Source organism: Pseudomonas sp. CROZ-RG-20F-R04-15, assembly GCF_022662375.1.
Classification (GTDB): Bacteria; Pseudomonadota; Gammaproteobacteria; order Pseudomonadales; family Pseudomonadaceae; genus Aquipseudomonas.
In genome coordinates, this window is sequence record NZ_JAKNQL010000005.1 from 156,733 (window position 1) to 179,921 (window position 23,189).

The following is a 23,189-nucleotide window of genomic DNA, read 5'->3' on the forward strand; positions in this document are numbered from 1 at the left end:
TGCGCCCTCATTTTTATCCCCGATGTTATCCCCCCGCCATGACCAAACGCGAAGCTCCAATCTATAAGGTGATTTTCCTCAACCAGGGCCAGGTGTTCGAAATGTACGCCAAGCAGATCTATCAAAGTGATCTGTGGGGTTTTCTGGAAGTGGAAGAGTTCGTCTTTGGCGAGCGCACGCAAGTGGTCGTCGATCCGAGCGAAGAAAAGCTCAAGGCGCAGTTCGAAGGTGTGGTGCGCAGCTTTGTGCCGATGCATTCGATTGTGCGCATCGACGAAGTGGAACGTCTGGGCACCCCGAAAATCAGCGAAGCCCGTGGCGCGGTCGGCAATGTGATGCCGTTTCCGGTGCCGATGCCTGAGAAGTAAGCCTTAAAACCGAGTCGCCTCATTCGCGAGCAGGCTCGCTCCCACAGGGAAATGCATTCCAATGTGGGAGCGAGCTTGCTCGCGAAGGGGCCGGAAAGGTCGGCGCAAAAATCAGGGAAGGGGCGAGAACGGCGTACGCCCATCGGCGCTCTGCAGTTCCATCAGGTATTTACGGAAAATTTGCCCGAGCACTTGCGTGGCAGTCTCGAGATCTTCGCGGGACATCTTTTCGGAGACTTCGTCGGCGGTGTCCAGCGCATCTTCAGCGCCGTTGACCGCAGCCATCTTCAATACGATGTACGCCTGAATATTGTTGGCTTGCACGCCTTCACCGTGGAAGAACATGGTGCCAAGTTTGAATTGCGCCTGAGCGTGGCCTTGCAACGAGGCTTTTTCGAAATAGCTCAAGGCTTGATTGAGGTCGCGCGGCGCATTCTTGCCGTCGTAATAGAACTCACCCAACTCGTATTGCGCTTGCGCATCCCCTTCGTCCGCCGCTTTCTGGCAGGCGGCCAGTGCCTGCGTGACGTCTTGCGGCTGAGTATTGAGGGTGCAACGACCCATCGCCGGGATCAACAACGAGTTGCCGCCTGCTTGTGCATGCGCGAGCAGGGGCTGAAGGAGCAACAGGCAGCCCAAGGCAAGGGTGCGGCCGGTGCGGTTCATGGGAATCGACTTACCTCTGAAGGGCACGCGGACCCATCGAGGGATCCAATAAGCGCGCATTATGAAATAAGCAGGGCCAACCTTACAAAGTCTTTACTCGTTTTTCTGCTGCGCGGGGAATATATCGCCCACTTTATGGGAGATTTTTGGCAGGAGCGTTGGAAAAACGGCTTGGATGTAGGTAAACGCTGACGCTGGCGATAGCCAACGTCAGCGGTGTAGCGATTACTTCAGTGCAGCGAAGGCGCGTTCGGCAGCGTCCAGTGTCAGTTTCAGCTCGGTTTCGCCATGAGCGATCGAGGTGAAACCGGCTTCGAAGGCGCTCGGTGCCAGATACACGCCACCTTCCAGCATCAGGTGGAAGAAGCGCCCGAACAGCGCAGCGTCGCTGGCCATCACGTCTTCAAAGGTGACGATGTCGTCGGCGCCGCTGAAGTACAGGCCGAACATGCCGCCGGCCTGGGTGGTCACGAACGGAATGCCAGCGGCATCGGCGCGCTGTTGCAGACCGTCGAGCAGGCGCGTGGTGTAGTCGGTCAGCTCGGCGTGGAAACCCGGACGGCTGATCAGACGCAGTGTGGTCAGGCCGGCGGCCATGGCCAACGGGTTACCCGACAGCGTGCCAGCCTGATACACCGGGCCCAGCGGCGCGATGCGCTGCATGATTTCGCGCTTGCCGCCGAAGCAGCCGACCGGCATGCCGCCGCCGATGATCTTGCCGAAGGTGGTCAGGTCAGGATTGACCCCGTAGTACGCCTGAGCACCGCCGAGGGCGACGCGGAAACCGGTCATCACCTCGTCGAAAATCAGCACCACGCCATGTTTGTCGCACAGCGAACGCAGGCCTTCGAGGAAGCCCGGTGCTGGTGGTACGCAGTTCATGTTGCCGGCCACCGGTTCAACGATGATGCACGCCACTTCTTCGCCCACTTCAGCGAGCATCTTTTCCACAGCGTCGATGTCGTTGAACGGCAGGGTCAGGGTGTGTTTGGCGAATGCCGCCGGCACGCCGGCCGAGCTCGGTACGCCTTGGGTCAGTGCGCCGGAACCGGCCTTGACCAGCAGGCTGTCGGAGTGACCGTGATAGCAGCCTTCGAACTTGATGATGCTGTCGCGGCCGGTGTAACCACGGGCCAGACGGATCGCGCTCATGGTCGCTTCGGTGCCGGAGCTGACCATGCGCACCATGTCCATCGACGGCACCAGCGAGCAGACCAGATCGGCCATCTCGGTTTCCATCGCGGTCGGCGCGCCGTACGACAAGCCGTGTTGCAGTTGATTGCGCACGGCGTCGAGCACGTCCGGGTGGCTGTGGCCGAGGATCATCGGGCCCCACGAACCAACGTAATCGACATAACGCTTGTCGTCCTCGTCGGTGACGTAAGCACCTTCAGCGTGCTTGAAGAACAGCGGCGTGCCGCCAACGCTCTTGAACGCGCGCACTGGCGAGTTCACGCCACCGGGAATGTGTTTCTGGGCGTTGGCGAACAGGGTTTCGGAACGAGACATGATCGGGCTCTCAATCTTCAGGATTTGAACAATTCATTGAACGCGCGGGCGCGGCGGGTCACTTCGGCGGTGCTCTCGGCACCAAACAGACCGTGGACCACCGCGAGCAGGTCGACCCCGTGGGCCACCAGCGGCGCGGCGTTGTCGAGGGTGATGCCGCCAATCGCGCAGATCGGCAGGTGCAGCGTGCGTTTGGCTTCGTCGAGCAGATCGAGGCTGCAGGTCGGCGCGCCGGGTTTGGTGTTGGAATTGAAGAAGCGGCCGAAGGCGACGTAACTCGCGCCTTCTTTGGCGGCTTGTTCGGCCAGCGCGATTTGCGCGTGGCAGGTCGAACCGATAATCGCTTTCGAACCAAGCAGCGCGCGGGTCGGCGACAGCGGGCCGTCGGTCTGACCGAGGTGCACGCCGACGTTGAGGCGCGCCGCCAGTTCGGCGTCATCGTTGATGATCAGTTGCGTTTTGTAGCGCTCGCACAGATCGCGCAACGCTTCGGCCTCGCGCAAACGGCGGGCCTCATCGTTGCTCTTGTCGCGGTATTGCAGCAGGGTGACGCCGCCTTCCAGCGCCGCCTCCACGTAAGACAGAAACTTGCCGGCCAGCAGCTCGCTGTCGGTAATGGCATACAGGCCACGTAGTTTCATCGGGCAAACCTCACGACGTTACGAGCAGAAATCCAGCGGCAGGCGACGTGGAACGAACTGGCCTTTGCCCAGTTGTTCGGCATCGCGAAGGGTACGCCAGGTGTAATCCAGTGCGCTGTGCACGGCGCTGGCGAGATGTTCGCCCTGCGCCAGACGACCGGCCAAAGCGCTGGCCAGTGTGCAACCGGAACCGTGATAGCTGCCCGGCAGGCGCTGACAGATAAAGGTTTCGCGCAGGCCGTCACGGCTGTACACGCGGTTGTGGATTTCAGTTTCGTCGCCATGGCCGCCGGTGATCAGCAGGTTTTTGACGAACGGCAGGAGTTTTTCAGCGCATTCGTCGGCGGTGCCTTCAGGCAGTTCGGCGAGGATGCGGGCTTCAGGAAGGTTGGGGGTGGCAATGATCGACAGCGGCAGCAGACGCTCGCGCATCGCATAGCCGACCTCGTCCTTGCCCAGGCGTCCGCCGCCACCGGCGCGCAACACCGGGTCGCAGACCACCGGCAAGTGCGGGTGCGCGGAAAGCAGTTCGACAACGGTGTCGACCATTTCCAGCGAACCGAGCATGCCCAGTTTCACTGCAGCGACTTCGGAGTCGTTGAGCACGGCATTGGCCTGGGCCAGTACCCACTCACGGTCGAGGACGCGGAAGTCAGTGACATTGACGGTGTCTTGCACGGTCAGGGCGGTGACGGCCGGAGCCGCATGGCAACCCTGCGCGAGCAGGGCTTCGATATCTGCCTGCAAGCCGGCGCCACCACTTGGGTCGTGGCCGGAGAGACAGAGGACAACGGGGCGGGAGCTGTAGATATTCATGGTGCGCGAGCTTACCACCAAAGCTGATTTTCGGGTTCAGTGCCGTTATGCCTGGCCGATAACCTGGCAAGAGAATCCGACCGGGCTGTCACAACCTGACCAACTCAACAGCTCTAGCTCGGTACTTTGCTCTGGAACGCCCGTCCTAGAGCCTTTGTAGGAAAAATTTCAATGGTGCTCAATGGCCATCAACGGCTATGCTAGTCTGGATCCAAACCAATAACAGGTAATACCGGTTTTACGTCTACTCAAAGGGAATGGGGGGCTTCCTGACACAACCGGACGAGCCACGCTGGGGCTTCAATGCGCTATTTGCTGATGTTGCTGTTCTGCTTGCCCCTCCTGGCGAGCGCCGTCGAATTCGACGAATTTACCCAGAGCCTGCCTCTGGGCCGGTCGCTGCAAGTGTTCGAAGACCCGAGCGGTCAGGCGAGCATTGCCGATGTTCGTGCGCAGGCTGCCGCCGGCCATTTCAAACCCCACGATAAAGCCACGCTCAATGCCGGTTACTCGCGCTCGGCGTTCTGGCTGAAGATCGATCTGCATTACCGCCCGAGCAATCCCGCCGCCCAGCGCACCTGGCTGCTGGAACTGGCGTATCCACCGCTCGATCATCTCGACCTCTATATGCCTGACGCCAGTGGCGACTACCGCCTCGTCCGCCAGACCGGTGATGCCTGGCCGTTCGCCAGCCGCGAGATTCGCCAGAACAACTATTTGTTCGACCTGCCATTCAAACCGGATCAACAGCAAACCGTGTATTTGCGACTGGCCAGTGAGGGCTCGATCCAGGCACCGGTGACGTTGTGGTCGAGTACGGCATACCTTGAAGACCAACCGGTGCGCCTGTATGTGCTCGGGATCATTTATGGCGTGTTGCTGGGGATGCTGGTCTACAACCTGTTCATTTACCTCAGCGTGCGCGACACCAGCTACCTCTATTACATCTTCTATATTGCCTCGTTCGGCCTCTATCAACTGTCGGTGAACGGTGCAGCGGTCGAATACTTCTGGCCGGACAACCCATGGTGGGCCAACGCTGCGACGCCATTCTTCATTGGCTGCGCCGGCCTGTTCGGCAGCCAGTTCGCCCGAAGTTTCCTGCAGACCAAAAACCACAGCCGTGGGCTTGATCGTGTACTGATCGGATTGATCGCGTTCAGTGCGTTAGTCATTGGGCTTTCGTTGATGACCAGTTACGCCCTGGCCCTGCGCCTGGCGACGACGCTGGCGCTGACCTTCACCGTGGTGATTTTCGCCGCCGGGATTCTGGCCTGGTGGCGCGGCCTGCGCGTGGCACGCTATTTCATCATCGCCTGGTCGGCGTTTCTGCTCGGTGGCATCGTCAACACGCTGATGGTGCTGGGCCTGCTGCCGAACGTGTTTCTGACCATGTACGCCAGCCAGATCGGTTCGGCCATCGAAGTGGCGCTGCTGTCGCTGGCGCTGGCCGACCGCATCAACGCCATGCGCGAGCAACAGGCGCAGACCCTGTACGACGCCGGGCAGAAACTCGAAGTGCTCAACCAGCAACTGGCTCACAGCAACAAGCTCAAAGATGAGTTTTTGGCGACCCTGACCCACGAACTGCGCACGCCGATGAACGGTGTTATCGGTTCGCTGGAGTTGATGCAAACCGTCGAGCTGGATCCGGAACTTGAGCAGTACCAGCAGACCGCTGCCGGCTCCGCGCGGGACATGATGCGAATGGTCAACGGCATCCTCACCCTCACCGAATTGCAGGCCGGCAAGCTCAAGGCAGCGCCGGGCAGTTTCAGCCTGCGCGCAGTGGTCGAGGCGTTGCGGGTGCAGTTCGACGGCAATGCGTCGAGCAAGTCGCTGGACTTCAAGGTCGAGGTACTGCCGACCCTGCCGGATCGTCTGCACGGCGATAGCGCCAAACTCGCGCAATGCCTGGAGTGCCTGCTGGATAACGCGATCAAGTTCACCCGTGTCGGCGGACTGGCGCTGCGAGTCACCGGCAAGCCGTCGACGGGCAATCGTCTGGCGCTGTCGTTTGCGGTGATCGACACCGGTATCGGTTTCACTGATCTGGGCGAAGCGACGATGTACCAGCGTTTCTTCCAGCTCGACGGTTCGATGACCCGCGAATATGGCGGTCTGGGCGTCGGCCTGGCGATTTGCCGACAGTTGGTCGAGTTGCTCGGTGGCAAGCTTACGCACCGCTCGGAACCTGGAAGCGGCAGTCGCTTCCAGCTGGATGTCGAGTTCGAACTGCCAGTGGTTGAACCAGCGTCGATCCCGGCGCCTTCGCGCAATTTTGTGCGCGCACCGCAGGACTGCACGGTGTTGCTGGTGGACGACAACAGCGTCAACCAACTGGTGATGCGCGGCATGTTGCTCAAACTCGGTTTTCGCGTGCGTAGCGCCGACAACGGCGCGGCGGCTCTGGATTGCCTGCAGCGTGCAACCTTCGACGCCGTGTTGATCGATTGCCAGCTACCCGCTCACGATGGCGCATCGTTGTGCTGCCAGATTCATGCGTTGCCGGGATGCACGAATTTGCCGGTGTTCATGTTGGCGTTGAGCGCTGACCGGGAGCTTTGCGCCACCGGGGCGCCGGTCGATTACTTGAACAAACCGGTGAAATTCGAAGATTTGCAGTCCGCGCTGGAGCGCCGGGTTCTGTGCTGCTGATAGGGTAAAAGCGCCGCAAATTCGGCTGGTATGACACTTTGACCCGTCGCGGTGCGGTGCTTAACTGAGTTCCTTGGTTGCCCAAAGGAGCCCCGTCATGAACCTGCATCAGTTCGCCGAAACCCACGAAGTCACCAACCAGCCGCCGTCGCTGGACGGTACCAACCTGTACCGCATCGACCTGCCGTTGCAGGAGTGGTCGCGGCGCTTTGGGGCCGGTTGGGCCGAGTCGCGGATCGATGCTTACGGCGCGCTTGCTGGCGGGCCGCTGATGGAAGCGGGGTTCCTCGCCAACCAGAACAAACCGGTATTTGCCAGCCACGACCGCTACGGTCATCGCATCGATCTGGTGGAATTTCATCCGGCCTATCATGAGTTGATGCGCACGGCGATCGAGCACGGTCTGACGTCGATGCCGTGGACCCATCCGCAGGACGGTGCCCACGTCGCCCGCGCTTCGATGAGTTATCTGCACAGCCAGGCCGAAGCGGGCAGCGGCTGCCCGTTGACCATGACCTTCGCCAGTGTGCCAGCCCTGCGTTTGCAGCCGAATCTGGCCGAGCAGTGGTTACCGAAAGTTCTCGCTACCGAATACGACCCGCGCAACGTCGGCATGGCGCACAAGGCTGGTGTGACCATCGGCATGGCCATGACCGAAAAACAGGGCGGCACCGACGTGCGTGCCAACACCACCAAGGCCTATCCGGTTGGCGCCAGCGGCCCGGGTCAGGCTTATGAGCTGGTCGGGCACAAGTGGTTCTGCTCGGCGCCGATGTGCGATGCATTCCTGACGCTGGCGCAGACCGCCAAGGGTTTGAGCTGTTTCCTGCTGCCACGCCATCGCCCGGACGACACGCGCAATCAGTTCTACATCCAGCGCCTGAAAAACAAACTCGGCAACCAGTCCAACGCCTCCAGCGAAGTGGAGTTCCGTGGCGCGCTGGCGTGGATGGTCGGTGAGGAAGGGCGCGGCGTGCCGACAATTATCGAGATGGTCGCCATGACTCGGTTCGATTGCATGGTCGGTTCCAGCGCTTTGATGCGCCAGGCGCTGACCCAGGCCAGTCATCACTGCGCGCACCGCAAGGTCGGCGGCAAACTGCTCAGCGAACAGCCCTTGATGCAGAACGTCCTGGCCGATCTGGCCCTGGAAAGCGAAGCCGCACTGGCGCTGAGCTTGCGCATGGGCAAGGCACTGGATCATCTGGACGATCGCCACGAAGCGCAATTCGCGCGGCTGGTGACAGCGGTGGGCAAGTATTGGATCTGCAAACGCGCGCCGGGGATGATCAACGAAGCGGCGGAGTGCATGGGCGGCGCCGGGTACGTCGAAGAGAGCATCCTGCCGCGTCTGTACCGCGAGGCGCCGGTGAACTCGACGTGGGAAGGCTCGGGGAATGTGCAGTGCCTGGATGTGCTGCGGGCGTTGTCGAAAGAGCCGGGTGTGCTGGACGTGTTGTTCAGCGAGCTCGGTGATGGCCACGGTGATAAGCGTCTGGCTGCGCATATTCAGCAGTTGCAGGCGCAGTTCAAGGATACGAGTGACATTCAGTATCGGGCGCGGCAATTGACCGAAGATATTGCGCTCGGTTTACAGGCCAAGCTTCTGTTGGAGGCCGGAAACTCAACGGTCAGCGATGCCTTCATCGCCAGCCGCCTGAGCGGTGGCGGCCGGGTTTACGGCGCCTTGCCGCGTGGGCTAGACGTCGAAGCCATCGTCGCCCGCTCAACCCCACAAGGTTTCTAATCAAGCAAAAATCCCCTTGTGGGAGCGAGCCTGCTCGCGAAAGCGGTGTATCAGTCGACATCTTTATTAAATGACCCACCGCATTCGCGAGCAGGCTCGCTCCCACAGGGGAGCTTCATTGATTTAAAGATTTGGGTACACCCACAACGCCACTGTTCCCGTGACGCCGCGATGCAGGCAAGATGAAGCTCTGCAAGTCAGAACACAGGAAGCTGATCGTGACCGAAGCGTTTATTGTCGTTCAAACCGCCGAACAAGCCGTGGATCGTCTGGCCGAGCTGCATGAGCGGGCCACCAGTGCGCTGAACTCGGCGCTCAAGCGTTACCTCAAGGATCGCGTCGAGCCCGACGCTGCACAGCGTGCTCTGTTTCGTTATCCCGAACTGCGTCTGACCTACCATTGCCAGGGCGAAGTCCCGCAAACCACCCGCGCTTACGCCAAGGTACAACTGCCGGGGACCTACAGCGTCACCGTCACCCACCCGGCGGCGTTTCGCAAATACCTGCTCGAACAACTGACGCCATTGATGCACGACTTCACCGTGACTGTGGAAGTCGGCGCCAGCCAGCAAAACATTCCGTATCCGTACGTGGTCGAGCAGGGCGATGAACTCGCCGGCTCCGGCGTCACCGCTGCCGTGCTGGCGCGGGTGTTCCCGAGTACCGACCTGTCCGCCGCCACCGATGGCATTGCCGACGGTCTCTACGATTGGGAAAACACCGACCCGCTGCCGCTGGCCTTGTTCGATGCAGCGCGCGTGGATTTCTCCCTGCGTCGTCTGGTGCACTACACCGGCAGCGACTGGCGCCATGTGCAGCCATGGATTCTGCTGACCAACTATCACCGCTACGTCGACCAGTTCATCGTCCATGGTCTGGAGCAGTTGCGCAGCGATCCGCGTTTCGTGCGCATGGTCTTGCCCGGCAACGTGATCATCGAAAAGAGCATGGATCACGGCGAAGCCTCGGCTATCGCTGCCGGTGTGGTCTGGCACCGTTACCAGATGCCGGCCTATCACCTGATCGCCAACGATGGCCATGGTGTCACGCTGGTCAACATCGGCGTCGGCCCGTCCAACGCCAAGAACATCACCGACCACCTCGCCGTACTGCGTCCGCATTGCTGGCTGATGATCGGTCACTGCGGCGGCCTGCGTCAGTCGCAGACCATTGGCGACTACGTGCTGGCCCACGCTTACATGCGTCGCGACGGCATTCTTGACCGCGTGGTGCCGCCGAACATTCCGATCCCGGCACTGGCCGAAGTGCAGATGGCGTTGCAACAGGCAGCGGCGAATATCACTGGTGAGAAGGGCGACGATCTGAAAAAACGCCTGCGCACCGGCACCGTGCTGACTTACGACGACCGTAACTGGGAGCTGCGCTGGGCTCAGGAGCGTCCGTTGATCAACCTGTCCCGCGCCGTCGCGGTGGACATGGAGAGTGGCACGATAGCCGCGCAGGGTTATCGCCTGCGGGTGCCGTACGGCACGTTGCTGTGTGTTTCGGACAAACCGCTGCATAGTGAAATCAAACTGCCGGGTTCGGCCAACGCGTTTTACGAGCGCGCGGTCAGCCAGCACTTGAAGATCGGCATCGAAGCGGTCGATCTGCTGCGCACCGAACTCAACTCGCTGCACTCGCGCAAACTGCGCAGCTTCGACGAACCGCCGTTCCGTTAACGGTTAGTCGTGGTCATTTGGCGGTCGGGGCACTAGCATTAGCAGCCCTGATCGCTAAATGTTTTCTCTCCCTATGTCCCGTCCCCCGCGTCCACCTTCCCGCCGCCCTGGTGCGAAGCCTCAGCCTTCTTCGCCGCGCCGTGTTGCCAAGGCTCCCCCGGCCGAGCCGAAACTGATCCTGTTCAACAAACCGTTCGATGTGCTGACGCAGTTCAGCGATGGCGAAGGGCGGGCGACGCTCAAGGATTTTATCGATGTGCCCGGGATTTACCCGGCCGGACGCCTTGATCGCGACAGCGAAGGGTTGCTGCTGCTGACCAACGACGGACAGTTGCAGGCGCGCATCGCCGATCCGAAACACAAACTGGCGAAGACCTATTGGGTGCAGGTCGAAGGCGTGCCGACGGCCGAGCAATTGCAGCGTTTGCGCGATGGCGTCGAACTCAACGACGGCATGACTTTACCCGCCGAAGCGCGGCAACTGGATGAGCCTGAGCTGTGGCCGCGCACTCCGCCGGTGCGTTTTCGCGCGACCATACCGACTTCATGGCTGGAACTGGTGATTCGCGAAGGGCGCAACCGTCAGGTACGCCGCATGACCGCGGCGGTGGGTTTGCCGACGTTGCGGCTGGTGCGGGTGAAGATTGGTGACTGGTCGATCGAAGGGCTTGATCAGGGCCAGTGGAAGGAAGTGCCGGCGCGCTTATAGAGCGCCGGATTCGATCAGGCCGATCACCACACTCTTGATGATGAACGCGGCCACGCCCAGGCCCAGCACGAAGAACAGAATGAACGAGCCAAAGCGCCCGGCCTTGGACTTCTTCGCCAGATCCCAGACGATGAAACCCATGAAAATGATCAGGATGCTGACCAGGCCGGTCATCATCCACTCTTCTAATAGTGCTGGATCCATTGGGTTTCTCCGACGCGCGCGCGGCTAAAAGGGCGCGGCGAGTATACGCCAAGGTGTGCGGGGTGGCATTGATCTGGGTCTGATCCGAAGCCCTTGCCCTCACCCTAACCCTCCCGAAACGTCGGACCGCCCAGAGGGAGAGGGGACTGACCGAGGTGTCTGGCGTCATACATCGACCTGAAAGATCGAGTCGATTATGGATACACAGCAGAACGTTCAGGTCGGTGTACTTCTTCAGCATCTCTCGGTCGGCCCCCTCTCCCTCCGGGAGAGGGCTGGGGTGAGGGTAGCTTTTGATCAGTTGCGCAGATGGGTGAGGGGCAATTCGGTGCTGTTGAGCACTTGGTTCAATACAAAACTCGACCGCACACTGGTCACCCCTTCAATCCGGGTCAGGTGCCCCAGCAACAGTTTCTGATAGTGATCCATATCCGGCACCACCACCTTCAACTGGTAATCCGCATCCACGCCCGTCACCAGACTGCACTCCAACACCTGCGGCAACGTGCGAATCGCCGCCTCAAAATTCTCGAAACGCTCCGGCGTGTGCCGGTCCATGCCGATCAGCACATACGCCGTCAGGCTCAGTCCGAGCATCTTGCGATCGAGCAATGCCACCTGCCGCGAGATGTAGCCGTCGTCTTCCAGTTGCTTGACCCGACGCGAGCACGGGGAGGGTGACAGACCGATGCGCTCGGCCAACTCCTGGTTGGAGATGCGGGCGTCGCGCTGCAATTCCGCCAAAATGCTCAGGTCGTAACGGTCGAGTTTGCTCATCAATCTGTCCTTGGTTGTAACTATTGCGGAGGATTATCTATCCAGGGTTAAAAATTGCGCAAGTGGTGTTTATTTCAGCAATCTTCGCAATCCTCTGTCGCGGCCTCAGGCCTATTCTTATCACCAGAATCACTGCTCGGTAACACAGTCCACGCGGCCCGCCCTATCCGGCCTGCCGCGGCCGCCACCCCCACCGGGGTTGTGCCGGCCCCCGAGCTGCACACTGTCCAGAAGACGGCGTGAGGTGAGCCGACGTCAAAAGCGTCGAGCCAGGACGAAGTTCTCTAAAGGGAGGCCGACGGGTCTCCCTTTTTTCTTGCCTGCGATTTCATGCTGTCGCGCTCAATAAATAAGTTGCGTGACTGATAACCTGTTGCAGAACCCGGTGTGTGGATTCCCGGTCTTAGCTACAAGTCCTCTTACATTTACAGGCCCCGCAGTGAGAAAAAGCATGAATTCGCGCATCTGGCGTCTGGCCAGTGTTGGTTTGCTGTGTGTGAGTGTCAGTGTGCAAACGCTCGCCGACGAGCCGCAGAATCGTGGGCCGGATGGCGGTGGCCACGGTCAGGATCATCAAGGTAACAATCAGGGCCATGGCGGCAACAATCAGCCGCGTCCGCAGAACAATCCATCGCAGAATCAGCCGCAACAGAATCAGCCGCGCCCGCAGAACAACGAGATCATTCGTGGCGACAACAGCCGCCAGTTCGAGCACAACGGCCAGCCGCACAACAACAATGGCCAGTGGCAAAACCACGACCAGAACCGCCCGGCGTACAACCCCAACCCGGTGCGTCAGCCGCCACCGCCGCCGCAACTTCCAGCCAACAGCCTGCCGATCCAGCCTCGGCCCGACACCGTGCGCCAGACCCAGGAACCGCGTCAGGGCTACTACCGCGACGAGCGTCCGCAAAACGGCTACAACAACCAGCATTGGCAGACCAACAACCGGCCCAATGACAATCGCTGGCCTGGGCGACCGGACGGGCATGGCAACGGTTGGGGCCCAGGCCCGCAATACCGGCCGGGGCATGTGATCGACCGCTTCCCGGATCGCGATTATCGCGTGCCGTATCGTGGCCAGGATTATTTCTTCTCCGGCGGCTACTGGTATCGCCCGCAAGGCCCGCGCTACATCGTCGTGCAGCCGCCGCGCGGGATCCGCATCCAGTATTTGCCGGATTACGCCCGTGAAGTGTGGATCGGTGGTTCGCTGCTGTTCCTCGCCGCCGGTTCCTATTACGCGTATCAGGAAGCGACGCAGGACTACGTGGTGGTCGAGCCGCCCGTGCAGCAACAACCGCAGCCGCAATCCCAGGGCTATGACGTCGAAGCGTATCCGGCCAACGGCCAGTCGCCGGAGCAGGTGCAGCAGGACGGTTACCAGTGCTACCAGTACGCGGTGCAGCAAAGCGGTTTCGACCCGCGCACCGCGACCTATCAGCCAGCGCCCGAAGTGGTTCAGGCGTACCGCCAGGCTCAGGGCAATTGCCTGAGCAGTCGCGGTTATCAGGTCAGTTACTGAGCCCGAGCGGCCGCACCACTTCCTGCGGGTCGGCGTGCACCAGCACTTCGGCTCGCGGGTAGGCTTTGTGGATGGCATCGGCGGCTTGGTCGCTGATGCCGTGGGCCACTGACAGGGTCAATTCCCCCGGCAATTCCAGGTGCAACTGCACGAACCAGTGGTTGCCGGAGATCCGCGTGCGCAAGTCATGCGCGCCCAACACGCCCGGCACACTGCACGCCAGTTCGAGCATGTGCTGACTGACGTCCGCCGGCAGTTCTTCATCCATCAGCACCGAAAAACTTTCCCGGGCAATCTGGATCGCGCTCCACAAAATGTACGCAGCAATGCCCAGACCGAACCACGCATCCAGTTGCTCAAAACCAAACCCGGCCAAAATCAGCGCCATCAGGATGCTGCCGTTAAGCAACATGTCCGAGCGATAGTGCAGCGAATCCGCGCGCACCGCGTTGGAGCCGGTCTGCTTGATCACCCGATGCTGCAACACCAGCAACGCCGCCGTCAGCAACAGCGAAAATACGATCACGCCGATGCTCAGCCACGGCGCCCCGAGCGGTTGTGGATCATGAAGTCGCTCGTACGCCTGGAACGCAATCAACACCGCACTGCCGCCAATGAACAGCGCCTGCGCCATGCCCGCCAGCGATTCCGCCTTGCCGTGGCCATAACGATGATCGTCATCGGCCGGGCGCAGTGCGTAATGCACCGCGAGCAAATTGAGCATCGAGGTGATGCCATCCAGCGCCGAGTCGGTGAGGCCGGCGAGCATGCTCACCGAACCGCTCAGCCACCAGGCGATGGCTTTGGCGACGATCAGCGTGCACGCGACCGCCACCGAGGCGCGGGTCGCCAGCCGTAGCAGGCGAGCGTGTTCGGGGCTGGATGTCATTGAACGTCCTTATTAAGCGGCGGGTTGCAGGCCGAACATGGCCAGTTGTTGCGTGCTGCCCTTGTGTTGAATCAGGCGTGGGTCGTCCAGTGGGAAATCCTTGCCCAGCTCGCTTTCGAGAATAGCCTGCAACTTGTGATTATCGACCTGACCGTCCGGGCCGATGGCTTGCTTGAGCTTGGCCGGATCGATCTGCGCGGTGTGGCCCGGTTCGAAGTAGATCGCACCAGTGGCGAAGTCGACGGCAAACGCGATCAGCCCCGGGATGATATAGAACAGCAGGCCCACGGCGTCGAGCACGGCAATCGCCGGGTCGATCTTGCCGTCGATCTGACCGCGACGATCCGGATAGAAAATCGAACCGCACGCGGTGATTTGCGTGAGCAGGGTGGCGACCAGTACACCGCCGATCAGGCGAAAAGGTAAGCGCATGGGAAATCTCCTGAGTCATCTGATAACGAAGCTTCGTCTTGTGAAGTTAAGACCCTGACGAACGCCTTGCAGTTCGCCGTTATACTCGCCGCTGGCAGGGCGTGCCCACAGTAAATTGCGGCCTCGTCTCACCCCTACCGAAATACGTTGAGGATTGAAGTTGTTTTCTCCAGATCGACACCGCGTGAAGGCTAATGAATCCTATCGGGGTTCGGCCCTACGGGCTAAAGCTGTGAGCGCGCCATGCTGCGTTGCGGGACTTGGCAAGGAAACGACCCTTACCTGCGTCCCGCGCCTTGCCTGGCACACTCACAACTTTAACGCGACTCGCAATTTACTGTGGGCACGCCCTGGGGAGCCAGCATGAATTCTTTGCCAATCGATGAAGTTTTACCCGCCCTGCGTGAAGCCCTCGCGACACGCCACGAAGCGGTGCTCGAAGCACCGCCCGGCGCTGGTAAAACCACCCGCGTGCCCTTGGCCTTGCTCAATGAAGCATGGCTGGCCGGGCAGACCATTCTGATGCTCGAACCGCGCCGTCTCGCCGCGCGTGCCGCTGCAGAACGTCTGGCCAGTGAACTGGGCGAGAAGGTCGGTGAAACCGTCGGTTATCGCATTCGTCTCGACAGCAAGGTCGGCCCCAATACACGCATCGAAGTGGTCACCGAAGGCATTCTCACCCGGCGCTTGCAGGACGACCCGGCGCTGGAAGGCGTGGGCCTGCTGATCTTCGACGAATTCCACGAACGCAGCCTGGATGCCGATCTGGCGCTGGCCTTAAGTCTGAACGGTCGCGAATTGTTTCGAGCTGAACAGCCGCTGAAGATTCTGCTGATGTCGGCCACCCTGGAAGGCGAGCGCCTGGCCGGGTTGCTGAATGATGCGCCGATCCTGCGCAGCGAAGGCCGCATGTATCCGGTGACGATGCGCTGGGGCCGGCCGTTTCAGCCCGGCGAATACATCGATCAGCGTGTCACGCAAACCGTGCTTGAAGCACTGCACGATGAAAGCGGCAGCCTGTTGGTGTTCCTGCCGGGGCAGGCGGAAATCCGTCGCGTCCACCAGCAATTGGCCGATGCGATCGGTGAGCGCAGCGATGTGTTGCTGTGCCCGTTGCACGGTGAACTCGATCTCAATGCGCAGCGCGCAGCGATTGATCCGGCGCCGCCCGGCCAGCGCAAAGTGGTGTTGGCGACCAACATCGCCGAAACCAGTCTGACCATCAATGGCGTGCGCGTCGTCATCGATGCCGGGCTGGCGCGGGTGCCGCGTTTCGACCCGGGCAGCGGCATGATGCGCCTCGATACCCAGCGGATTTCCAAGGCAAGCGCCACTCAGCGTGCGGGCCGCGCCGGGCGACTGGAACCGGGCGTTTGTTATCGCTTGTGGTCGCAGGATCAGCACGAGCAACTCGCCGCTTATGGCAGCGCGGAAATTCTCTCGGCGGATCTCGCCAGCCTCGCGCTGCAATTAGGGCGCTGGGGCGTGACGCCGGGCGAACTGGTCTGGCTCGATGTTCCGCCGGCGGCGGCGTATGCCCAGGCGCAGGACTTGTTGCAGCGACTTGGCGCGCTGGAAGGCGAAGCGCTGACCACTCACGGTCAGGCCATGGCCGAGCTGCCGGCGCATCCGCGCATCGGCCATTTGTTGTTGCGCGGGCAGGCGTTGGGGCTGGCGAACATGGCGTGCGACGTTGCCGCGTTGCTCGGCGAACGCGATATCCTGCGTGGCGCCGGAGCGGATCTGCACAGTCGATTGGTGCTGCTTTCCGGCGAAGAACGCGCCGCCCGTGGTGCGCAGGGCGGTGTGCAGCGGGCCAAGCAACTGGCTCGGCAATATCGCGGTTATCTGCGCGGCAAGGCCAGCGAGCCGGTCAGCGATCCCGATCATCCGCGCTGGCTCGGCGCTTTGCTGGCGCTGGCGTATCCCGATCGTGTTGCGCAACAGCGGCGTGCCGGTGGCGCTGAATATCGCCTGGCCAACGGTCGTGCGGCGCTGTTCGCCGAAGCCGACAGCCTGATGAAAGAGCCGTGGATCGTCATCGCCGACCTCGGCAGCCGTCAGGGCCAGCGTGAAGAGCGGATTTATCTGGCGGCGGATTTCGATCCGGCGCTGTTCGATTCAGTGCTCGCCGAACAGGTGCGCAATGTCGATCAACTCGATTGGGATGAACGCGAAGGCGTGCTGCGCGCCGAGCGTCAGCGCAAGGTTGGCGAGCTGATTCTCAGCCGTGAACCGCTGACCGGTCTTGATGAAAATGCGCGCAGTCAGGCGCTGGTCAATCTGGTGCGGCGCAAAGGTCTGGAGTTGCTGCCGTGGACGCCGGAGCTGCGTCAGTGGCAGGCGCGGGTGGCGTTGTTGCGGCAGTTGGAATTGAACAATCAGGATGACAGTCAGTGGCCAGATGTCAGCGATGCAACGTTGCTGAACACTCTCGAAGACTGGCTGATGCCGTATCTGGGCAAGGTTTCAAGACTCAGTCATTTTGCCAATCTGGATCTGTCGAGCATCGTGCGTAACTTGCTGCCGTGGCCATTGCCGCAAAAGCTCGATGAGCTGGCGCCACATCATCTGAGCGTGCCGTCGGGGTCGTCGATTCGTCTGGACTACAGCGAGTTTCCACCGATTCTCGCGGTGCGCTTGCAGGAGTTGTTCGGGCTTGCCGATACGCCACGAATTGCCGGCGGGCGGCAGGTGGTCAAGTTGCATCTGCTGTCGCCGGCGCGGCGGCCGGTGCAGGTGACGCAGGATCTGGCCAACTTCTGGCGCAGCACCTATGCCGAAGTGAAGAAGGATTTGAAGGGGCGCTATCCGAAGCACTATTGGCCGGATGATCCGTTGGTGGCCGAGGCTACTGCGCGGGCGAAGCCGCGCGGTACTTAGTCCGTATGGCATTGAAAATACGCTGCCCATAGAGGCCGACGGCCAGGCCGAGCACGATCAGGACCACTGCGAGGACTTTGCTCGCCGGCACGCTTTCGTGAAAGATCAGCACTGAACCGAGCATGCCGAAGATGGGTACCAGCAACGACAGCGGCGCGACGGTCGATACCGGATAAGTCTTGAGCAACGAGTTCCAGATCCAGTAGGCGAATAGCGTGTTGGGGTAAACCTGAAACAGGATCGACAGCACAGCGGTCGTATCAACCTGACTGACGAACGTGGTGTAGCCGGCGCTGCCGTTAATCGCGTAGTCGAGGGCGAATAACGGAATCGGCGCGAAGGCGCTGGACCAGACGAGGAAAGCAAAAACCTCCTTGGTACTGGCCTTCTTGTTGATGATATTGGCGATGCTCCACGACACGGCGCCCAGCAGCACCAGCAGCACACCGGGCAAACTCACCGAACCGTCGCTGATCAGGATGATGCACAGCAAACCGCCGAGCGCGATCAGCATGCCCAACACCTGAAAACGGGTCAGCGCTTCCTTGAACACCCAGCCGCCGAGGAGGATGCTGAAGAAGGCGCTGAATTGCAGAACCAGCGAAGCAATCCCCGCCGACAGTCCGGCCTTGATGCCTAGGTTGACGATGCCCCACAGACCGATGCCGAACACCAGGCCGTAACCGATGATGTAGCGCCACGGCACATTCGGTTTACGGATGAAGAAGATTGCCGGTAACGCACACAGACTGAAGCGAATCCCTGCGAGGATGAAGGGATCTACGGTGGTCAGTCCCAGCTTGATCACCGAGAAATTGACGCCCCAGATTGCCGTAATCAATACAGCCAATATGACGTGCAGTGGTCTCATGAATGATTTGCCTTGATAGTGGGGGGTGAACAGCGGGTCAACAGATTGGGCGATGTCGGCTAATGGCCAACTCTTGCTGGTGACGATGGAATGGTTATCGAGAGCTCAGCGTCAGGTACATCCAGTAGAGCAAAGCAATGCCGCTGAAAGTTGCACCTAATATACAAACAGCCACCCAGCCCCAATGTGCATAGGTATAAGTGGCTGCAATTGCACCGGCGCCACTGCCCACCGAGTAGAAACACATATAGGCGCCCACCAGACGGCTTTGCGCATCAGGCCGTGCGGCAAAAATCAGGCTCTGGTTGGTCACGTGTACTGCTTGCACGGCGAAGTCCAGCAGCACCACACCGACCACCATGGCGAGCAACGAGCTTTCAACGAATGCAGTCGGCAACCAGGACAGGGTCAACAGTGCCAGGGCAATGCCGGTGGTGCGATTGCCCAGACCCTGGTCGGCCAGACGTCCGGCGCGTGCCGCCGCCAGCGCACCCGCCACGCCGGCCAGACCGAACAGACCGATCTGCGTATGTGAAAGTGACAATGGCGGCGCACTGAGTGGCAACACCATGGCGGTCCACAACACGCTGAAGGCGGCGAAGATCAGCAGAGCAAACGTGCCGCGGACGCGCAGCGTGGGTTCGCTGAGATATAACTGGAACACCGAGCCGAGCAGGCGCCAGTAGCTGCCTTTGGTGGGCGGCGTGGTCGAGGCCGGCATGGTTCGATACAGCACCAGCGCCATGCCGACCATCAAGGCCGCCGACACGAAGTAGACGCCGCGCCAGCCCGCGAGGTCAGCTACTGCGCCAGAAACGAAGCGCGCGAGCAGAATGCCCAGCACCACACCGCAGGTCACGGTGCCGATGGCTTGACCACGTTGATCCGGGCTGGCGAGGGTCGCGGTGTAGGCGACCACCACTTGCACCACAACCGCCATCAAACCGACCAGCACCATCGCGCCGAGCAGCATGCCCCAGTCCTGAGCCAGCCCGACCGCGCACAGCGCCACGGCACTCAGCAACATCTGCGTGAGGATCAGGCCTTTTCGGTTGAGCAAGTCGCCCAGCGGCACGATAAACAGCAGACCAACTGCGTAACCAGCCTGTGTCGCTGTGACCACGATACCAATCGTGCTCGGAGCGACCGAAAGGCTGGCTGCCATCGACTCCAGCAACGGTTGAGCGAAGTAGACGTTGGCCACGGCCATGGCGCAAGTAATGGCGAAGAGAAATGTCTGGTAACGACTTAAACCGGCGCGGCCTGGACTCTGTAAAGGCGCGCAAGCGGCGGCTCCGGCGCCCGTGTTTTCGGCTTCGACGTCCATCTTCGAAGGCTTTTGAGGGTTCAGCGACATCATTCCATCCTTGGGGATAACTGGTTTCTAAACGAAACCGATTCGTTGATTTTTAGCAAAACTGGTTTTAATCTACAACTAGTTTTTCAAAATATTTTTGTCTGACCTTAGAACTCTTTTTCAACGCACTTCCCTCAAATTGGAGAAACATGGCCAGACAGCAGCTACTGGCACAAAGCGAATGTCCTGTGGCCCGTACGCTTGAGGCTATCGGCGATCGCTGGGTGTTGATGATCATCCGTGACGCGTTTGATGATGTGCGTCGCTTCAGTGAATTCCAGAAACGTCTGGGCCTGGCGAAGAACATCCTCACGGTGAAACTCAAGAGGCTGGTCGCGCTGGGTGTGTTCGACATCCAGCCCGCTTCCGACGGCTCGGCCTACAAGGAATACGTGCTGACCGAGATGGGGCGTGCGGTGTTTCCCATCGTGATCAGCATGCGTCAGTGGGGGGAGCGTTATCTGTTCAGCAAGGGCGAGAGCTATTCAGTGCTTCTGGACAATGATCACGCGGAGCCAGTCGAGATCATTGCTGTGCGTTCCAGGGCGGGTAAGGTGCTGAGCCCGGCGGATTGCCACCGTCGCGTAGTCAAGCGCCGCACTTGAAGTCTGCGCGGGCTTGGGGCTTCAGCCCGCGGCTTTGGCCGTCAGGTGTTCGCGGCAATAATCGGCAAACAACTGCGCCGGTTTGGTCAACTGCCCGCGCTTGAGCCACGCGGCCACCAAGCCTGAACCGGTGACGTCTTCGACGATGTCCACGCACACGACTTTCTTGCCATCGTAGGTGCATTCCGAGTGAGGTTTGGTCACCAGAATCGAAAAACCAAACCCCTGACCGACCATCCCGCGCACCATCTCGATCGACGGCGAGCTGAACTCGATGCGCGGGGTCAGCCCCAGTTCTTCAAACAGGCTGACGAAGTAAGTCCGGCTCGGCTGCACGTCGAGCAGGATCATCGGGTCCAGACACAGATCGCGCAGTGACACTTGCTTGTATTGGGCGAAACGGTGGTCGGCGGGCAACAACGCATAAGGTCGTTGCGCCGGCATCAGCGGTTCGGTCTGAATGGTCGCGTCGAGTTCATGTTCGTAAAGAATCACCAGGTCGAAAGCCCCCGAGGTCAGTCCTTGCACCAGCTCTTGCTGTTCGCCGTCGCGGATGCGGATTTTCACTCCCGGATACAGCGCGGAAAACCCGGCGATCAATTGCGGCAGGTACAGCGGCGCGACGGTTTCAAAGCAGCCGATATCGATTTGTCCCGCGACAATGTCGTTGTCGGCCAGTGCGTTCTGTTCGAACTCCTTGGCCATGCGCAGCAGTTCTTGTGCCTTGCGGAAAAACCGCGCCCCGCTGGGCGTCAGTGATACGCCTTGAGCGTGATGACGGATCAGCAATTGCACGGCAAAGCTGTCTTCCAGCGCCTTGATCGCGGTGGAGATCGCCGGCTGCGCGATGTACAGCTTGCGCGAAGCCTCGGCAACGCTGCCGCATTCGACGGTGGTGATGAAGTATTTCAGCTGACGCAAATTGTAGGCGGCCACGGCAAACCTCAGGACGAGCGGACTCGACTTCCAAGCAATTTGTGCGCCGCCACGTCCGTTGCGCGACGATGTTGTTATCCCTCAACCATAGCCACCTGCGCGGGGTTTGGGGAAAGTCGTTGCCCAGTGTTTTTATTGCCTGCGAAGACATTTTTACTATTTTTAGCCCGTGCGGGCCTGAGCGACCATCGAGGCACAATAACGTCTCAGGAGCATCCGTCGTGTTCGAGCTTGCAGAGTGGCAGCGCCGCGCCGTTGCATTGAAATTTCCCGATCAGGCCGTGATCGACGGCAAGCATTGCGCGGCGATATCGGGGCAGACCTTTGCCGCGATCAACCCGGCGACCGGGCAATGTCTGGCCAACGTCGCTGCGTGCGGTGAAGACGATGTCGACGCGGCGGTGCGCAATGCACGACAGGTTTTTGAGGCCGGTACGTGGTCGCAACGTGCTCCGGCCGAGCGCAAACAGGTGCTGCTGCATCTGGCTGATCTGCTGATGACGCATCGCGAAGAACTGGCGCTACTCGACTCGCTGAACATGGGCAAACCGGTGATGGATGCCTACAACATCGACGTGCCGGGCGCCGCCGGAGTCTTCCGTTGGTACGCCGAAGCCATCGACAAACTCTACGATCAGGTCGCGCCGAGCGCGCCGAATGTGTTGGCGACGATCACCCGTGAAGCACTGGGTGTGGTGGCCGCTGTGGTGCCGTGGAATTTCCCGTTGGACATGGCCGCGTGGAAGCTCGCACCGGCGCTGGCGGCGGGTAATTCGGTGATCCTCAAACCGGCCGAGCAGTCGCCGTTTTCGGCGTTGCGTCTGGCCGAGCTGGCGCTGGAAGCAGGGCTGCCGCCGGGTGTGCTGAACGTGTTGCCGGGGCTTGGCGAGCAGACCGGCAAGGCGTTGGGTTTGCACGCGGATGTCGATTGTCTGGTGTTCACCGGCTCGACTCAGGTCGGCAAATATTTCATGCAGTACTCTGCACAGTCGAACCTCAAACAGGTCTGGCTGGAGTGCGGCGGCAAGAGTGCCAATCTGGTGTTCGCCGACTGTCAGGATCTCGATCTGGCGGCGGAGAAAGCCGCGTTCGGGATCTTCTTCAATCAGGGCGAAGTCTGCTCGGCCAACTCGCGCTTGCTGGTGGAGCGCTCGATTCATGATGCGTTTGTCGACCGCCTGAAAGCACAGGCCGAGCGTTGGTTGCCGGGGGATCCGCTGGATCCGCAGAGCAGCGCCGGGGCGATTGTCGACAGCAAACAGACGGCGGGCATCATGCGCTTCATTCGCAATGCCGAGCAGTCGGGTGCGACGCGGGTCTGTGGTGGTCAGCAGCGGCGTTTCAACGGGTCGGATAATTTTATTGAGCCGACGATTTTTACCGGTGTGACAGCCGACATGCCGCTGTTTCGTGAAGAGGTATTTGGGCCCGTGCTGGCGGTCGTGCCATTCGACAGTGAAGAGGACGCGGTGCGGTTAGCAAACGACAGTGTCTACGGGCTGGCGGCGTCGCTGTGGACCGATGACCTTAATCGCGCTCATCGAGTGGCGCGGCAGTTGCGCGCCGGCACGGTGTCGGTCAACACGGTCGATGCGCTGGATGTGACGGTGCCTTTCGGCGGCGGCAGGCAATCGGGTTTTGGCCGGGATCTGTCGCTGCATTCATTCGACAAATACACCCAGCTGAAAACTACCTGGTTTCAGTTGCGCTGAAACCGGGTCGCCCCCTTCGCGAGCAGGCTCGCTCCCACACTGGATCTATGTCACACCGAAGATCCCCTGTGAGAGCGAGCCTGCTCGCGAATGGGGTGGCCATTCAAAACATTTTTCTGATTTGCACCCACCTCGCGCACCCCCGCAATCCCCGCCCTTTAGCAGTGCGCACTAGCCAGTTTTTTCATCATTTGCAGCCAAC

20 protein-coding genes and 1 pseudogene are annotated in these 23,189 nt (G+C 60.6%); 10 read left to right on the top strand and 11 right to left on the bottom strand.

Going from position 1 to position 23,189, the window contains the following annotated elements; genetic code table 11:
• Positions 1-38 precede the first annotated feature (38 nt).
• Positions 39-368 (top strand): DUF1820 family protein, encoded by a 330-nt coding sequence (locus L8H52_RS10245; RefSeq protein ID WP_077045543.1) that lies wholly within the window; start codon positions 39-41, stop codon positions 366-368.
• 111 nt (positions 369-479) lie between these two features.
• Here L8H52_RS10245 and L8H52_RS10250 read toward each other — a convergent pair whose 3' ends face one another.
• The 4 genes from L8H52_RS10250 to L8H52_RS10265 all read right to left on the bottom strand — a co-directional run bounded on the left by L8H52_RS10250 (position 480) and on the right by L8H52_RS10265 (position 4,000).
• Complete coding sequence (locus L8H52_RS10250; protein WP_003228518.1) at positions 480-1,034, bottom strand: tetratricopeptide repeat protein; 555 nt, start codon at positions 1,032-1,034, stop codon at positions 480-482.
• A gap of 225 nt (positions 1,035-1,259) precedes the next feature.
• On the bottom strand, positions 1,260-2,543 hold the full coding sequence (gene hemL / locus L8H52_RS10255) for a glutamate-1-semialdehyde 2,1-aminomutase (protein WP_242206946.1): 1,284 nt from the start codon (positions 2,541-2,543) through the stop codon (positions 1,260-1,262).
• A gap of 17 nt (positions 2,544-2,560) precedes the next feature.
• Entirely contained in the window at positions 2,561-3,184 is a 624-nt protein-coding gene (gene thiE, locus L8H52_RS10260) for a thiamine phosphate synthase (protein WP_242206947.1), read from the bottom strand.
• 18 nt (positions 3,185-3,202) lie between these two features.
• Positions 3,203-4,000, bottom strand: a complete 798-nt coding sequence (locus tag L8H52_RS10265) for a hydroxymethylpyrimidine/phosphomethylpyrimidine kinase (RefSeq protein WP_242206948.1) — start codon at positions 3,998-4,000, stop codon at positions 3,203-3,205.
• Between the two features lie 303 nt (positions 4,001-4,303).
• Here L8H52_RS10265 and L8H52_RS10270 point away from each other — a divergent pair, with 303 nt between their 5' ends.
• The 5 genes and pseudogenes from L8H52_RS10270 (at position 4,304) to L8H52_RS10290 (ending at position 10,796) form a co-directional block, all read left to right on the top strand.
• The gene (locus L8H52_RS10270; RefSeq protein ID WP_242206949.1) at positions 4,304-6,658 is read left to right on the top strand and encodes a hybrid sensor histidine kinase/response regulator; all 2,355 of its coding nucleotides are present in this window, start codon (positions 4,304-4,306) and stop codon (positions 6,656-6,658) included.
• Positions 6,659-6,755: 97 nt separating this feature from the next.
• Positions 6,756-8,405, top strand: a complete 1,650-nt coding sequence (locus L8H52_RS10275) for an acyl-CoA dehydrogenase family protein (protein WP_242206950.1) — start codon at positions 6,756-6,758, stop codon at positions 8,403-8,405.
• Between the two features lie 18 nt (positions 8,406-8,423).
• Positions 8,424-8,516: pseudogene (locus L8H52_RS10280) on the top strand (metal ABC transporter ATP-binding protein); the annotation flags it as partial.
• Between the two features lie 71 nt (positions 8,517-8,587).
• Positions 8,588-10,087, top strand: coding sequence for an AMP nucleosidase (amn, locus tag L8H52_RS10285; RefSeq protein ID WP_242206951.1), 1,500 nt, complete (start codon positions 8,588-8,590; stop codon positions 10,085-10,087).
• 73 nt (positions 10,088-10,160) lie between these two features.
• A complete protein-coding gene (locus L8H52_RS10290; protein WP_242206952.1) occupies positions 10,161-10,796 on the top strand; it encodes a pseudouridine synthase in 636 nt (211 codons plus the stop codon).
• Here the strand turns inward: L8H52_RS10290 and L8H52_RS10295 are convergent.
• Positions 10,791-11,000, bottom strand: coding sequence for a DUF2788 domain-containing protein (locus tag L8H52_RS10295; protein ID WP_007909655.1), 210 nt, complete (start codon positions 10,998-11,000; stop codon positions 10,791-10,793). The genes L8H52_RS10290 and L8H52_RS10295 overlap by 6 nt on opposite strands.
• A gap of 297 nt (positions 11,001-11,297) precedes the next feature.
• Positions 11,298-11,777, bottom strand: a complete 480-nt coding sequence (locus L8H52_RS10300) for an Lrp/AsnC family transcriptional regulator (RefSeq protein ID WP_008081091.1) — start codon at positions 11,775-11,777, stop codon at positions 11,298-11,300.
• Between the two features lie 451 nt (positions 11,778-12,228).
• Here L8H52_RS10300 and L8H52_RS10305 point away from each other — a divergent pair, with 451 nt between their 5' ends.
• Positions 12,229-13,302: a DUF6515 family protein gene (locus L8H52_RS10305; protein ID WP_242206953.1), complete on the top strand. Its 1,074-nt coding sequence runs from the start codon at positions 12,229-12,231 to the stop codon at positions 13,300-13,302.
• Here L8H52_RS10305 and L8H52_RS10310 read toward each other — a convergent pair.
• Positions 13,292-14,191 (bottom strand): cation diffusion facilitator family transporter, encoded by a 900-nt coding sequence (locus L8H52_RS10310; protein WP_242206954.1) that lies wholly within the window; start codon positions 14,189-14,191, stop codon positions 13,292-13,294. The genes L8H52_RS10305 and L8H52_RS10310 overlap by 11 nt on opposite strands.
• A 12-nt stretch (positions 14,192-14,203) precedes the next feature.
• On the bottom strand, positions 14,204-14,623 hold the full coding sequence (locus tag L8H52_RS10315) for a polyribonucleotide nucleotidyltransferase (RefSeq protein ID WP_242206955.1): 420 nt from the start codon (positions 14,621-14,623) through the stop codon (positions 14,204-14,206).
• Between the two features lie 363 nt (positions 14,624-14,986).
• On the opposite strand from L8H52_RS10315, the gene hrpB reads away from it, so the two are divergent.
• Positions 14,987-17,506 (top strand): ATP-dependent helicase HrpB, encoded by a 2,520-nt coding sequence (hrpB, locus tag L8H52_RS10320; RefSeq protein ID WP_242206956.1) that lies wholly within the window; start codon positions 14,987-14,989, stop codon positions 17,504-17,506.
• On the opposite strand, the gene L8H52_RS10325 is transcribed toward hrpB, so the two are convergent.
• Both L8H52_RS10325 and L8H52_RS10330 read right to left on the bottom strand, forming a co-directional pair.
• A complete protein-coding gene (locus L8H52_RS10325) occupies positions 17,475-18,377 on the bottom strand; it encodes an EamA family transporter (RefSeq protein ID WP_242206957.1) in 903 nt (300 codons plus the stop codon). The two genes, hrpB and L8H52_RS10325, sit on opposite strands and share 32 nt — an antisense overlap.
• A gap of 94 nt (positions 18,378-18,471) precedes the next feature.
• Positions 18,472-19,734 (bottom strand): MFS transporter, encoded by a 1,263-nt coding sequence (locus L8H52_RS10330; RefSeq protein ID WP_242206958.1) that lies wholly within the window; start codon positions 19,732-19,734, stop codon positions 18,472-18,474.
• A gap of 149 nt (positions 19,735-19,883) precedes the next feature.
• Between L8H52_RS10330 and L8H52_RS10335 the strand changes: the two genes are divergently transcribed.
• On the top strand, positions 19,884-20,339 hold the full coding sequence (locus L8H52_RS10335; protein WP_242206959.1) for a helix-turn-helix domain-containing protein: 456 nt from the start codon (positions 19,884-19,886) through the stop codon (positions 20,337-20,339).
• 21 nt (positions 20,340-20,360) lie between these two features.
• Here L8H52_RS10335 and L8H52_RS10340 read toward each other — a convergent pair whose 3' ends face one another.
• Positions 20,361-21,275 (bottom strand): LysR substrate-binding domain-containing protein, encoded by a 915-nt coding sequence (locus L8H52_RS10340; RefSeq protein WP_242206960.1) that lies wholly within the window; start codon positions 21,273-21,275, stop codon positions 20,361-20,363.
• Positions 21,276-21,496: 221 nt separating this feature from the next.
• Between L8H52_RS10340 and L8H52_RS10345 the strand changes: the two genes are divergently transcribed.
• Positions 21,497-22,987 carry an aldehyde dehydrogenase gene (locus L8H52_RS10345; RefSeq protein WP_242206961.1) on the top strand — a complete coding sequence of 497 codons (1,491 nt, stop codon included), beginning with the start codon at positions 21,497-21,499 and terminating at the stop codon, positions 22,985-22,987.
• The last annotated feature ends 202 nt before the right edge of the window (positions 22,988-23,189 follow it).